The sequence below is a fragment of the Variovorax paradoxus B4 genome (assembly GCF_000463015.1).
Lineage (GTDB): Bacteria > Pseudomonadota > Gammaproteobacteria > Burkholderiales > Burkholderiaceae_C > Variovorax > Variovorax paradoxus_E.
On the sequence record NC_022234.1, the window covers coordinates 388,958 to 401,584 of the forward strand.

Here is a 12,627-nt window from a genome sequence, read left to right on the forward strand (position 1 = left end):
CATTCCTTCATCGAAGCTGGACAAGGCCCAAGGCTAGGCACTCCCGCGCGCCCCGGCCTTGCGCCCGATCAAGCATCGACGCCGCGGGACGGAAGTTCGCAGGCGGTTGATCCAGCGCAAGGCCGCGCGGGGCGGGGCGGCCTAAGGTCGGCCCATCGCATTGCGCAAGCCCCAGGAGCCTTCATGCAGACCCCGAAATCCATCCTGCTTCACCTCGACAGCTCGAAGCGCACGGTGGAGCGCATCAAGCTGGCCCGCGAGCTGGCCGAGGCCTTCGATGCCGAGGTCACCGGCCAGCCGTGCACCCTGTCCGCGCTCATGCGCTACCCGTTCGCCATCGAGGCCGCGGCGGAGGCCGTCGCGATCATGCAGGAGATCGACAAGGCGGCGCGCGACAAGATGTACGCCGCCTTCATGGCGAACAGCGCGGGCTCGCAGCGCCTGCACTGGGCCGAGCCGGAGAGCGACGGCCCCCTGGGATTCGCCCGGCGCGCGCTCTATGCCGACCTGATGATCCTGGGCCAGCGCGACAGGCACGACCCGATGCAAGGCGAGCTCCCCGGCGACTTCCTGCCCAGCCTGCTGGTGCAGAGCGGCCGGCCGGCGCTGGTGCTGCCCTACGCGGGGCCGATTGGCCCCGTCGGGCGCACCGTGCTGGTGGCGTGGAAGGAAACGCGCGAGGCCGCGCGCGCGGTGACCGCGGCGCTGCCGTGGCTGTGCACGGCGTCCCGCGTGCATGCCGTGGCCTACGGCGAGGACGCGCAGGTCTCCTTGCAGAGCCTGCAGAACTACCTGCGGGTGCAGGGCGTCCAGAATCTGGAACTGCACCCCGGCGGCGGCGACGACGAGGATGCCGGCAGCAAGCTGCTGTCCTTCTCCGCCGACCTGAGCGCGGATTTGCTGGTCATGGGCTGCTACGGCCACAGCCGCGCGCGCGAATGGGTGCTGGGCGGCGCCACGCAGTCGATCCTGCAGTCGATGACGCTGCCCGTGCTGATGTCGCACTGAGCCGTCCTGGCAGAAGCGAGCGTCTGATGCGGCCTTTGCGGCGCCTCGCTCGCGCCTTGCCTTGATGCGTGTCAACCGCCATGTACTCACGCATTCCTGTTCCGCCGAAGGCTGAGGTGCCGCCAGCGGGATTGCCGCAGCGTTCCATGCGCCTTTGGTCCGCCGTCAGGCCGCATGTGGCGGCCGGACTCGCCGTGGCCGCGCTGCTGGCCGCGGCCGCATGGCTCGGCCCTGGCTGGCTGCTCGGGCCGCGCGTGGAGGCGAGCGCGGTCGTGCAGCGCGACTTCGTCCAGTCGGTGGTGGCCAGCGGGCATGTGGAGGCGCCGCACCGCGTGAACATCGGCACCCAGGTCACCGGCACCGTCAAGCGCGTGCCCGTGGCGGAAGGCCAGGGCGTGAACGCGGGCCAGGTGCTCGTGGAGCTCGAAAGCGCGGAATTGGCGGCCGCCGTCGCGCAGGCGGATGCGGCGGTGTCGCAGGCGCGGGCGCGGCTGCGCCAGCTGCGCGAGGTCCAGGCGCCGGTGGCCGCGCAGGCCGTGCGGCAGGCCCAGGTGAACCTGGACAACGCACGCGCACAACTGCGCCGCAACACCGACCTGTTCGACCAGGGTTTCGTCGGGCAGGCCGCGCTCGACGAGGTGCGCAAGGCGGTCGACCTGGCCGAATCGCAGCTGCGCGCCAGCCAGAGCCAGCTCGACAGCGCACGCGCCGGCGGAAGCGACGAGGCGGTGGCGGCCACCGCGCTCGACCAGGCACTGGCCGGCGCGGCCGTGGCGCGTTCGCGCCTGGTCTACGCCACCATCGCCGCGCCGGCGGCCGGCACGCTGATCGACCGTGCCGTGGAGCCCGGCGACGTGGTGCAGCCCGGCAAGGCGCTGATGGTGCTGTCGCCGGCCGGCAAGACGCAACTGGTGGTGCAGATCGACGAGAGGAACCTCCAGTCGCTCGCGCTCGGGCAGAAGGCGCTCGCATCGGCGGACGCCTACCCCGAGCAGCGTCTGGCGGCCGAGCTGGCTTACATCAACCCCGGCGTGGACGTGCAGCGCGGTTCGGTGGAGGTCAAGCTGGACGTGCCCGATCCGCCGTCCTACCTGCGGCAGGACATGACCGTGTCGGTCGACATCCAGGTGGCACGGCGGCCACAGGCCGTGCTGGTGCCGTCCGATGCGGTGCATGACGCCGACCGCGCCGATCCCTGGGTCTTCAAGGTCGACGGGCACCACGCGCGGCGGCAGCCGGTGCGCCTCGGGTTGCGCGGCGGCGGCCTGAGCGAGGTGCTCGACGGCCTGCATGCGGGCGATCTCGTGCTGCCCGCGAAGACGAGCGGCATCCGGGACGGCCTGCGCCTGCGCGCGGTGGCCGTGCCTGCCGAAACGCGTGCGCCGTCGCCATGAACCGATGGATGCCCTTCGAATGGATCGTGGCGCTGCGCTTCCTGCGCGAGGGGCGCATGCAGACCTTGTTCATCGTCGCGGGCATCGCCATCGGGGTTGCCGTGATCGTGTTCATGTCGGCGCTGCTCGCCGGCCTGCAGTCCAATTTCATCCGCCGCGTGCTGACGGCCCAGGCGCACATCCAGCTGCTGCCGCCCAAGGAGGTGGCGCGGCCCCTGGGGCCGGTGCGGGCGGCAGGCGGCGGCCCGCTGGAGGACGCGATCGTCCAGGCGCCGCTGCAGCGGCTCAAGTCGATCGACCAGTGGCAGACGCTCGCGGCCCAGGTCCGCGCCATGCCCGAGGTGGTGGTGGTGTCGCCCGTCGCGAGCGGCTCCGCGCTGGTGATCCGGGGCGAAGCCAGCCGCGCCATCTCGGTGATCGGCGTCGATCCGGCCCTGTACTTCCGCATCGTGGCGCTGCCCGAGAAGATGGTGCGCGGAACGGCGCGCCTCACGCCGAGCGACATCCTCATCGGCACCGACCTGGCGAGCGACCTCGGCGTGGCGGTCGGCGACAAGCTGCGCGTGTCCGCGGCCGGCGGCGGCGGCCAGACGCTCACGGTGACCGGGCTTTTCGACCTGGGCAGCAAGCCCGCCAACCAGCGCACCACCTACGTGGGACTGCGCACGGCGCAAAGCCTGCTGGGCCTGGTGGGCGGCGTTTCGGCGATCGACGTGACGGTGAAGGACATCTACGCCGCCGAGGCCATCGCCCGGCGCATCACGGCCGCCAACGGCGTGCAGGCCGACAGCTGGATCGCGACGAATGCGCAGTTCTTCACCGCGGTGCAGGCGCAGAAGACGTCGAACACGACCATCCGCTTCTTCGTCGCCCTGTCGGTGGCCTTCGGCATCGCCAGCGTGCTGGTGGTGTCGGTGGTGCAGAAGTCGCGCGAGATCGGCATCCTGCGGGCCATGGGCATTTCGCGCGGCCAGGTGCTGCGCGTTTTCCTGCTGCAGGGTGGGGTGCTCGGGCTGACCGGTTCGGTCGGCGGATCGAGCATCGGCCTGGTGGCGCTGCTGCTGTGGCAGCGCTATGCGCTCAACCCCGACGGCACGCCGCTCTTCCCGCTGGTGATCGAGCCCGGCCTGTTCGTGGCCTCGCTGCTGCTGGCGACCCTCACCGGCCTGGCGGCGGCTTTCGCCCCGGCGCTGCGCGCGGCGCGGCTCGACCCTGTGGTGGCCATCCGTGGCTGAGCCGGTCGTCTGCCTGCACGATGTGCACAAGGCTTTCAACCTGGGACTTGCGAACGAGACCGAGGTGCTGCACGGCATCGACCTGACGCTGGAGCGCGGCGAGTTCTGCGCCGTGATGGGGCCCTCGGGGTCGGGCAAGAGCACGCTGCTCAATATCGTCGGGCTGCTCGACCGGCCCACGAGCGGATCGCTGCGCATCGGTGGCGAGGAAACCGGTGCGCTCGACGACCATGCGCTCACGCGGCTGCGCGGGCACAACATCGGGTTCGTCTTCCAGTACCACAACCTGCTGGCCGGCTTCACGGCGCTCGAGAACGTGATGATGCCGATGCTCGGCGACGCCACTTTCTTCAACGACGGCATGGCGCAGCGCGCCGCGGCCCTGCTCGACAGCGTGGGCCTGTCGAAATGGCGCGACAGCCGGGTCACCGAACTGAGCGGCGGCCAGCAGCAGCGCGTGGCGGTGGCCCGATCGCTGGCAATGGCGCCGCCCCTGCTGCTGGCCGACGAGCCGACCGGCAACCTCGACACCAAGTCTGCCGATGCCGTGTTCGAGCAGTTGCGAAAGGCCAATCGCGAACACGGCATGGCCGTTCTCTTCGTCACGCACAACCCGCTGCTGGCGGCGCGCTGCGACAGGATCATCCGCGTCGTGGACGGCCGCCTGGAGTGCTGAAGCCGGGCCCTGGCAGGCGGCCATCCGCTATCACTACCGACGTGCTGTCGAACGACACGCGCTCGCTGAAGAAGACCTGCGCCGTGGAACTCGGCCGCCTGCGCTCCTGCGCCTGAACGAACGAGCCGCCGATGAACCGGTCGTGCGAATGTTGAGCCAGCTCAAGGCTCCCGCAGTGCACCGGGGCCATGCTCGCAACTTCCGATCCTTGAAGGAGAGAGCCGCCATGAGTGAAGTCATTCTGGACCCCGCACGCTGGGAGTCGATGGAAGCCGGCGACGCGGCCTTCATCGAAAGCTGGCTGGCGTGCGAAGGCGATCGTGTCCATGCGGGCCAGGTGCTCGCCAGGGCGATGTTGGTGCAACAGAACGTGGACATCGAAGCGCCGCATGACGGCGTGCTCGAACAGATTTGCGTGGCTGCCGGAGATTCGTTCGGTCGCGGCGACGTGCTGGCGCGCGTCGTCAACTTCTGAGCCCTGGCATGACAACCCTCCTCATTGACGCCGCCGGCGAATCCATCGCCCTGCCGTCACCGGTGCCCACGTCGATGTCGCTCGACCAGGCCCTCAAGCGGCGCAGCAGCACGCGGGCCTTCCTGCCCGACGGGCTGTCGCTGCCGGCGCTGTCGGCGCTGCTCTGGGCGGCCTGCGGCGTCAACCGCGAGCAGCAGGGCGGGCGCACCGCGCCTTCCGCGCACAACTGGAAGGAGATCGACGTCTACGCGGTCCTGGCCGCAGGCACCTACCGGTACGAGCCGCGCACGCATCGGCTGTTCCTGATCAGGGTGGGTGACCTGCGCGCGCACGCGGGACTGCAAGACTTCGTCGCGACCGCGCCGCTCAACCTGGTCTATGTGGCCGACCTGGGACGCATGACCGAAGTCGATGTACGGGACCGGCCGTTTTTCGCAGGCGCCGACGCGGGCTGCATCGCGCAGAACGTGTACCTGCATTGCGCGGCCGCGGGCCTGGCCACGGTCGTTCGGGCAATGATCGATCGGAAACAACTCGCACAAGCGCTCGGCCTTCCGGCCACGCAGCGCATCGCGCTCGCACAGACAGTCGGTCATGCGAAGCCCTGACGGCCCCGCTGCCCGCTCGCCTCACCGTTGTTGACGCATGCACCTGCGAGCGCCTGCGCGGAAGCGCCCGGCTCGTGTTCGGGTTCGTGGCGTCACAGCGCGGGGGACTGCGCGTCGCAGATGCGGCGCTCCAGCTCCGCGATGCCGACGTGGGTGAGGTCGGTGTTGTGCGCTGCCTTCAGCCGCTGGCTGACCGCCTCGCTCAACTCGGCCTTCAGTTCACCCATGAAGGGGTCCGATGCGAAGACGGTGAGCGTGCCGAACGCGCCGGCCTTCAGGCCCTCGTCGAGCTGCCGGGCGATCTCCTTCGCGAAGCGCTGATGCTCCTTGCGATGCAGGTCGCTGCGCGGTTCGAAATGGTTGGGCCCCTGGCTGTTGTCGGCCGCCTGGCTGCCGGGGCGGTCGGTGCCCAGGGCGCTCGCATGCAGGCGGCTTTCCTCGTGGGTGAGTGCCGCGACCGGCGCGAGGGGCGCCTTGGCCGATTCACGGCGAAAAATGCGCGCCGATGCGGCATTGGCGACGACGATCCATTGGGTGTTCATGGCGGCTCCAACAAGAAGAAACGGGAGAGATGTCGAAGCCTAGGCCACAGCCCCCGGCGAGGGGTTGCGCTCGATCAACTCCGCCTGCGCCGGCACCTTCGGCAGCCACGGACCCTGCAACACTCCCGTCGGCCTTGCGTTGGATCAACGCAGGCATCGGCCGTGCCCGCGACCATCGCCGCATGGAAAGCAAATGGCGAACGCGACGCGGATCGGGAGGTGGCCGGGTGGCCCGGTGGATCGCCGCCGCGGCGGCGTGTGCGCTGGCGGGCTGCGCGGCGCCGGCGCGGGACGATCCCGCGCTGCCGGCCGTGGCCACGCTGTTCCCGCGCCAGGCGTGGCCGCAGGGCGCGGATGCGCTGCAACTGAAGTGGCAGGACTATTTCGTCGATGCAAGGCTGCGCGAACTGATCGCGCTGGCGCTCGACAACAACAGGGACCTGCGCATTGCGCTGCACCGCTCGGCGCAGGCCCGCGCGATGTTCGCGGCACAGCGCGCCGAACGCTTCCCCGTCATCGGCGTGTCGGCAGGGGTGGATCGGTCGCGCGTCCCGGGCGACCTGAACCTGACCGGCGCGCCCGTCACCGGCAGCAGGTACGAAGTGGGCCTTGGCGTGGCCAGCTGGGAAATCGACCTGTGGGGACGCCTGCAGAACCTGCAGGACGCGGCATTGGAGAACTTCCTCGCCACGCAGGCCGGCCGGCGCGCGGCCGCGGCCAGCCTGGTGACCCAGGTCGCCAACGGCTATCTCGCGTTGCGCGAGACCGACGAGCGCCTCGCGCTGGCGCGCCGGTTCACGGCCAGCCGCGTCGAGAGCCTGCGCATCTTCACTCGCAGGATGGAGGAGGGCGCCACCTCGCGCCTGAACGTCACGCAGGTGGAGACGCTCCTGACGCAGGCGCGCGCCCTCGGTGTGCAGCTGGAGCAGTCCCGCGCAGCGCAGGCCCATGCGCTCACCTTGCTGATCGGTGCGCCGGTCGACCTGGCGCCGGCGGCCGACCTGCTCATGGAACACGACGTGGTGGGCGACGCGGACCCGGGGCTGTCTTCCGACATGCTCCTGGGCCGTCCCGACATCGCCGCCGCGGAACATCAGCTGCAGGCCGAGAATGCCAATGTCGGCGCCGCACGCGCCGCGTTCTTTCCGCGCGTCGCCCTCACCGCATCGGCAGGCACGGCCAGTGCCGAGCTCGAGGGCCTCTTCGCGTCCGGCAGCGGCGCCTGGGTCTTCTCGCCGCTCGTGTCGCTGCCGCTCTTCGACGGGGGCCGCAGGCGTGCCAACCTCGGCATGGCCGAGGCACGCCGGCAGCAGGCCGTGGCCAACTACGAGAAGACCGTGCAGGGGGCCTTCCGCGACGTTGCAGACGCGCTCTCCGCGCGCCGCTGGTCCGCCGAGCAGGCGGCCATCGCGCAGAGCGCGCTCGCCGTGCAGACCGAACGCGCCCGCCTCGCGCAGCTGCGCTACGACAACGGCGCCGCCGCCTACCTCGAGGTCCTGGATGCGCAGCGCGACCTGCTGGCTGCGGGACAGCAACGCGTGCAGGCGCGCAGGCTGGCGCTGGCCAGCCGTGTCGGCGTCTATGCCGCGTTCGGCGGCGGATCGCTCGCCATGGCCCTGGCACCGGAGGCACCATGAGGATCGGACCACGCAAACTGCTGCTGCTGGCGGCGCTGGCTGCCGTCGTGGCAGGCGCGGGCGGGTATCTCTGGACAGACCTGAACCGCAACGGTCCGGGGAGCGGCTTCGTCAGCGGCAACGGCCGGATCGAGGCCACCGAGTTCGACATCGCGAGCAAGCTGGGAGGGCGGGTGCGCGACATCCAGGTCGAGGAAGGCGACGTCGTCGCGGCTGGGCAGGTGCTCGCCCACATGCAGGTGCAGACACTTGAGGCGCAGCGCGACGAGGCCCGCGCGCGGCACGCCCAGGCCATCGTCGGCATCGGCAGCGCCGAGGCGCAGGTCAATGTGCGCGAGAACGAGCGCGATGCGGCGATCGCACTGGTGGCGCAGCGCGAAAGCGAAGTCGACGCCGCGCGCCGCCGGCTCAAGCGTTCCGAGACCCTGGTGCAGGAAGGCGCCGCGTCGGCACAGGAGGTGGACGACGACCGCGCCCGCGTGCTGGGCGCGCAGGCCGCATTGGCTGCGACGCGCGCGCAGGTGCAGGCGGCGAAGGCCGGCGTGCTGGCCGCCCGCGCGCAGGTCAGCGCCGCACGCTCGATGGTCACGGCCGCCGAAGCCACCGTTGCGCGCATCGACGCGGACATCGACGACAGCGCCCTGGTCGCGCCGCGCGACGGCCGGGTCCAGTACCGGATCGCCGAGACGGGCGAGGTGGTCGGCCCGGGCGGCAAGGTGCTCAGCCTGGTGGACCTGTCGGATGTGTACATGACCTTCTTCCTGCCCGAGGTCGTGGCCGGCCGGCTCGCGCAGGGCGCCGAGGTCCACGTCGTGCTCGACGCCGCGCCCGAATACGTCCTGCCCGCGCGGGTCTCGTTCGTGGCCAGCGCGGCGCAGTTCACGCCCAAGACCGTCGAGACGGCGAGCGAGCGGCAGAAGCTCATGTTCCGGGTCAAGGCGCGGATCGACCGCGACCTGCTGCGCAAGCACCTCGCGCATGTGAAGACCGGCCTGCCGGGCGTCGCCTGGGTGAAGCTGGACCCGGCGGCCGATTGGCCCGACGGGCTGGCATTGAAGGTCCCGTGAGCCAGGCCGGCAGCGAGGGTGTCGCACCGGCGCCGCCCGAAGTGGCCCGCCTGGAGCAGGTCGCGCTGCGCCGCGGCCGCACGATGGCGCTCGACGGCGTCAGCCTCGGGATTCCGGCGAACAGGATGGTCGGGCTGATCGGGCCGGACGGCGTCGGCAAGTCGAGCCTGCTCGCCCTGCTGGCCGGCGCGCAGGCGGTGCAGCAGGGCCGCGTGCAGGTGCTGGGCGGCGACATGGCCGTGGCGCACCACCGCCGCAGCGTCTGTCCGCGCATCGCCTACATGCCCCAGGGCCTGGGCAAGAACCTCTATCCGACGCTCTCCATCGAAGAAAACCTGCAATTTTTCGGCCGCCTGTTCGGCCACGGCGCGGCCGAGCGCCGCCGCCGCATCGACGCGCTGGCCCGGACCATGAGCCTGAGCCCGTTCCTGGCCCGCCCGGTGGGCCAGCTGTCGGGCGGCATGAAGCAGAAGCTCGGCCTGTGCTGCGCGCTGATCCACGATCCAGATCTGCTGATCCTCGACGAACCGACGACGGGCGTCGATCCCCTGTCGCGCGGACAGTTCTGGGCGCTCATCGCCCGCATCCGGCAGCAACGCAATGCCGCAGGCCGGCCCTTGAGCGTGATCGTCGCGACCGCCTACATGGAAGAGGCCGATGCCTTCGACTGGCTGGTGGCCATGGATGCCGGCGCGGTGCTGGCCACCGGAACCTCCGCCGAGCTGCGCGCGCGCACGGGCGCGGCGTCTCTCGAACAGGCCTTCATCGGGCTGCTGCCCGAAGGCAAGCGCGGCGACGTCGGCGAGCTGGTGGTGCCGGCGCTGCCCGTCGCGGGCGAGAACGACATCGCGATCGAGGCGAAGGGCCTCACCATGCGCTTCGGCGACTTCGTGGCGGTGGACCGCGTGGACTTCCGCATTCGCCGCGGCGAGATCTTCGGATTCCTCGGCTCGAACGGCTGCGGCAAGACGACCACGATGAAGATGCTGACGGGCCTCCTGCCTGCCAGCGAAGGCGAGGCGCGGCTGTTCGGGCGGCCGGTATCGACCGGCGACCTCGATGCGCGGCGGCGCGTGGGCTACATGTCGCAGTCGTTCTCGCTCTACGGCGAACTGACGGTGCGGCAGAACATCGTGCTGCATGCGCGCCTGTTCCGGGTGCCGCAGGCGAAGGTGCTCCCGCGGGTGGCCGAACTGGCCGCGCGCTTCGGACTGGAGGGCATGCTCGACCGCCTGCCGGACAGCCTGCCGCTGGGCATGCGCCAGCGGCTCTCGCTGGCCGTCGCGACGGTGCACGGCCCGGAGGTGCTGATCCTGGACGAGCCGACGTCCGGCGTCGATCCGGTGGCGCGAGACATGTTCTGGCGCCTCATGATCGACCTGGCGCGCAAGGACGGCGTCACCATCTTCATCTCGACCCATTTCATGAACGAGGCCGCGCGCTGCGACCGCATCTCGCTGATGCACGCCGGCCGGGTGCTGGTGACGGACGCCCCCGCGGCCATTGTCGAGCGCAGCGGCAAGGGGACGCTGGAGCAGGCGTTCATCGCGCAGCTGCAGCAGGCCGCGGGCATTGGCGCCGAGCCGGCGGCCATGGAGGCAGCCCCGCCTTCCAAGGACCAAGGCGGCGAGCGCCCCGCGGCCCGCGCGCACGGCCCGCGTGGGTTCAGCGCCGTCCGGGCCTGGAGCTTCTCGCGGCGCGAGGCGCTGGAATTGCGGCGCGATCCGGTGCGCGCCACGCTCGCGCTGCTGGGCACCGTGATCCTGATGTTCATCATCGGCTACGGCATCAGCCTGGACGTCGAGAACCTCAGCTATGCGGTGCTGGACCGCGACCAGACCGAGCTGAGCCGGAACTACGCGCTCGATCTGTCCGGCTCCCGCTATTTCGTGGAGAAACCGCCGATTGCCGACTACGCCCAGCTGGACCGGCGCATGCGCAGCGGCGAGCTGGCGCTGGCCATCGAGATTCCCCCGGGCTTCGCGCGCGACGTGCAGCGCGGTAGCCCGGCGCAGATCGGCGCCTGGGTGGACGGCGCGATGCCCGCGCGCGCCGAGACCGTGCGCGGCTACGTGCAGGCCATGCACCAGGCGTGGCTGGTCGGCATCGCCGAGAGCCGGCTGGGCCTGCGTGCGGTCGCGGCCAGCACGATCGAGGTCCGCTTTCGCTACAACCCCGATGTGCGCAGCCTGCCGGCCATGGTGCCGGCCGTCATTGCGCTGCTGCTGATGATGATCCCGGCGATGCTCGCGGCGCTGTCCGTCGTGCGCGAGAAGGAGCTGGGCTCGATCGTCAATCTCTACGTCACGCCGGTCACGCGGGCCGAGTTCCTGCTGGGCAAGCAGCTGCCCTACATCGGGCTGGCCATGTTCAACTTCCTGACGATGTCCGCGCTGGCGGTGACGCTGTTCGGCGTGCCGATCAAGGGCAGCTTCGCCACGCTGGCGCTCGGCGCGCTCCTGTTCACCACGTTCTCGACCGGCTTCGGCCTGCTGTGCTCGACCTTCACGCGGACCCAGATCGCGGCGATCTTCGTGACCATGATCGGGTCCATCGTGCCGTGCATCAAGTTTGCCGGCCTGGTCGATCCGGTTTCGTCGCTGGAGGGCACCGGTGCGTTCATCGGCCGCATCTACCCGGCCGCGCATTTCCTCACCGTGAGCCGCGGCGTCTTCAACAAGACGCTCGGCCTGCCGGATCTCGTGCCTCAGTTTCTCTGGATGCTCGCAGCGGTGCCGGTGATCCTGGGCCTGTCGATCGTGCTGTTGAAGAAGCAGCAGACCTAGCCATGAGACTGCCATCGCTTTCGCATGTCCTGCGGCTCGGGGTGAAGGAGCTGTGGAGCCTGCTGCGCGACCCCACGATGCTGGTGCTGATCGGCTATTCCTTCACCGCGGCCATCTACATCGCCGCCACGGCCATGCCCGAGAGCCTGCACCATGCGGCCATCGCCATCGTCGACGAGGACGGATCGCCGCTCTCCGCGCGCATCGTCTCGGCCTTCTATCCGCCGCATTTCAAGACGCCGGCGCTGATCTCGCTGGCCGAGGTCGACGCGGAGATGGACAGCGGCCGGCAGACCTTCGTGCTGGACATTCCGCCGGGATTCCAGGCCGACGTGCTGGCCGGCCGCTCGCCGGCGGCGCAGCTGAATGTGGACGCCACGCGCATGAGCCAGGCGTTCACCGGCAGCGCCTACATCCAGCAGATGGTGGCCGCGGAGGTCAGGGAGTTCGTGCAGCGCTTTCGCGGCGATGCGGCACTGCCGGTGGAGCTCGCCATGCGCATGCGGTTCAACCCGAACCTCGAAGAGGCCTGGTTCGGCTCGCTTTCCGAGCTCATCAACAACGTGACCATGCTTTCCATCATCCTCACCGGCGCCGCCCTGATCCGGGAGCGCGAGCACGGGACCATCGAGCACCTGCTGGTCATGCCCGTCACACCGGCCGAGATCATGCTGGCCAAGGTGTGGTCGATGGGGCTGGTGGTCATGGTGGCGGTTGGCATCGCGCTGGCGGTGGTCGTGCGCGGCGCGCTGCGCGTACCGGTCGAAGGCTCGATCGCGCTGTTCATGGCAGCCACGTCGCTGCATCTGTTCGCCACCACCTCCATGGGGATCTTCATGGCCACGGTGGCCAGGTCGATGCCCCAGTTCGGCATGCTGGTCGTGCTGGTCCTGGTGCCGTTGGATATGCTCTCAGGAGGCAGCACGCCGCGCGAGAGCATGCCGCTGTTCGTCCAGAACGTGATGCTGGCGGCTCCGACGACGCACTTCGTGTCGGCGGGCCAGGCCATACTTTTCCGCGGTGCGGGCATCGGCGTGGTGTGGCCGCAGTTCGCGACGCTGGCGGCCTTCGGCTGCGTGATGTTCGCAGCCGCGCTGGTGCGATTCCGCAAGGCCATCGGCCTCATGGCCTGAGGAGACCCCGGGGCTCGGCACCGTCTCCGCGGATGCCCCGAAGGCCTTGATCCGGCGCAAGTCGTT

11 protein-coding genes are annotated in these 12,627 nt (G+C 70.3%); 10 read left to right on the top strand and 1 reads right to left on the bottom strand.

Annotation, left to right across the window (positions count from 1 at the left end; all coding sequences use genetic code 11):
• Positions 1 to 183: 183 nt before the first annotated feature.
• From VAPA_RS28995 to VAPA_RS29020, 6 genes are all read left to right on the top strand, one after another.
• The gene (locus VAPA_RS28995) at positions 184 to 1,008 is read left to right on the top strand and encodes a universal stress protein (protein ID WP_021003776.1); all 825 of its coding nucleotides are present in this window, start codon (positions 184 to 186) and stop codon (positions 1,006 to 1,008) included.
• 146 nt (positions 1,009 to 1,154) lie between these two features.
• Positions 1,155 to 2,402 carry an efflux RND transporter periplasmic adaptor subunit gene (locus VAPA_RS29000; protein WP_230559091.1) on the top strand — a complete coding sequence of 416 codons (1,248 nt, stop codon included), beginning with the start codon at positions 1,155 to 1,157 and terminating at the stop codon, positions 2,400 to 2,402.
• A gap of 8 nt (positions 2,403 to 2,410) precedes the next feature.
• Complete coding sequence (locus tag VAPA_RS29005; RefSeq protein WP_230559092.1) at positions 2,411 to 3,637, top strand: ABC transporter permease; 1,227 nt, start codon at positions 2,411 to 2,413, stop codon at positions 3,635 to 3,637.
• Positions 3,630 to 4,313 carry an ABC transporter ATP-binding protein gene (locus VAPA_RS29010; RefSeq protein ID WP_021003779.1) on the top strand — a complete coding sequence of 228 codons (684 nt, stop codon included), beginning with the start codon at positions 3,630 to 3,632 and terminating at the stop codon, positions 4,311 to 4,313. Before VAPA_RS29005 ends, VAPA_RS29010 begins: the two co-directional genes overlap by 8 nt.
• Positions 4,314 to 4,539: 226 nt before the next feature.
• Positions 4,540 to 4,788 carry a biotin/lipoyl-containing protein gene (locus VAPA_RS29015; protein ID WP_021003781.1) on the top strand — a complete coding sequence of 83 codons (249 nt, stop codon included), beginning with the start codon at positions 4,540 to 4,542 and terminating at the stop codon, positions 4,786 to 4,788.
• Positions 4,789 to 4,796: 8 nt separating this feature from the next.
• A complete protein-coding gene (locus VAPA_RS29020; protein WP_021003782.1) occupies positions 4,797 to 5,396 on the top strand; it encodes a SagB/ThcOx family dehydrogenase in 600 nt (199 codons plus the stop codon).
• A 92-nt stretch (positions 5,397 to 5,488) separates the two neighbouring features.
• Here VAPA_RS29020 and VAPA_RS29025 read toward each other — a convergent pair whose 3' ends face one another.
• Positions 5,489 to 5,938 carry a host attachment protein gene (locus VAPA_RS29025; protein ID WP_021003783.1) on the bottom strand — a complete coding sequence of 150 codons (450 nt, stop codon included), beginning with the start codon at positions 5,936 to 5,938 and terminating at the stop codon, positions 5,489 to 5,491.
• A gap of 182 nt (positions 5,939 to 6,120) precedes the next feature.
• Here VAPA_RS29025 and VAPA_RS29030 point away from each other — a divergent pair, with 182 nt between their 5' ends.
• From VAPA_RS29030 to VAPA_RS29045, 4 genes are read left to right on the top strand one after another with little or no spacing between them, the layout of a single operon-like run.
• Positions 6,121 to 7,575: an efflux transporter outer membrane subunit gene (locus VAPA_RS29030; RefSeq protein ID WP_021003784.1), complete on the top strand. Its 1,455-nt coding sequence runs from the start codon at positions 6,121 to 6,123 to the stop codon at positions 7,573 to 7,575.
• The gene (locus VAPA_RS29035) at positions 7,572 to 8,642 is read left to right on the top strand and encodes an HlyD family secretion protein (protein ID WP_021003785.1); all 1,071 of its coding nucleotides are present in this window, start codon (positions 7,572 to 7,574) and stop codon (positions 8,640 to 8,642) included. Before VAPA_RS29030 ends, VAPA_RS29035 begins: the two co-directional genes overlap by 4 nt.
• A complete protein-coding gene (rbbA, locus tag VAPA_RS29040) occupies positions 8,639 to 11,428 on the top strand; it encodes a ribosome-associated ATPase/putative transporter RbbA (protein WP_021003786.1) in 2,790 nt (929 codons plus the stop codon). The genes VAPA_RS29035 and rbbA overlap by 4 nt, the downstream gene beginning before the upstream one ends.
• A 2-nt stretch (positions 11,429 to 11,430) precedes the next feature.
• Positions 11,431 to 12,561: an ABC transporter permease gene (locus tag VAPA_RS29045; RefSeq protein WP_021003787.1), complete on the top strand. Its 1,131-nt coding sequence runs from the start codon at positions 11,431 to 11,433 to the stop codon at positions 12,559 to 12,561.
• Positions 12,562 to 12,627: the final 66 nt, after the last annotated feature.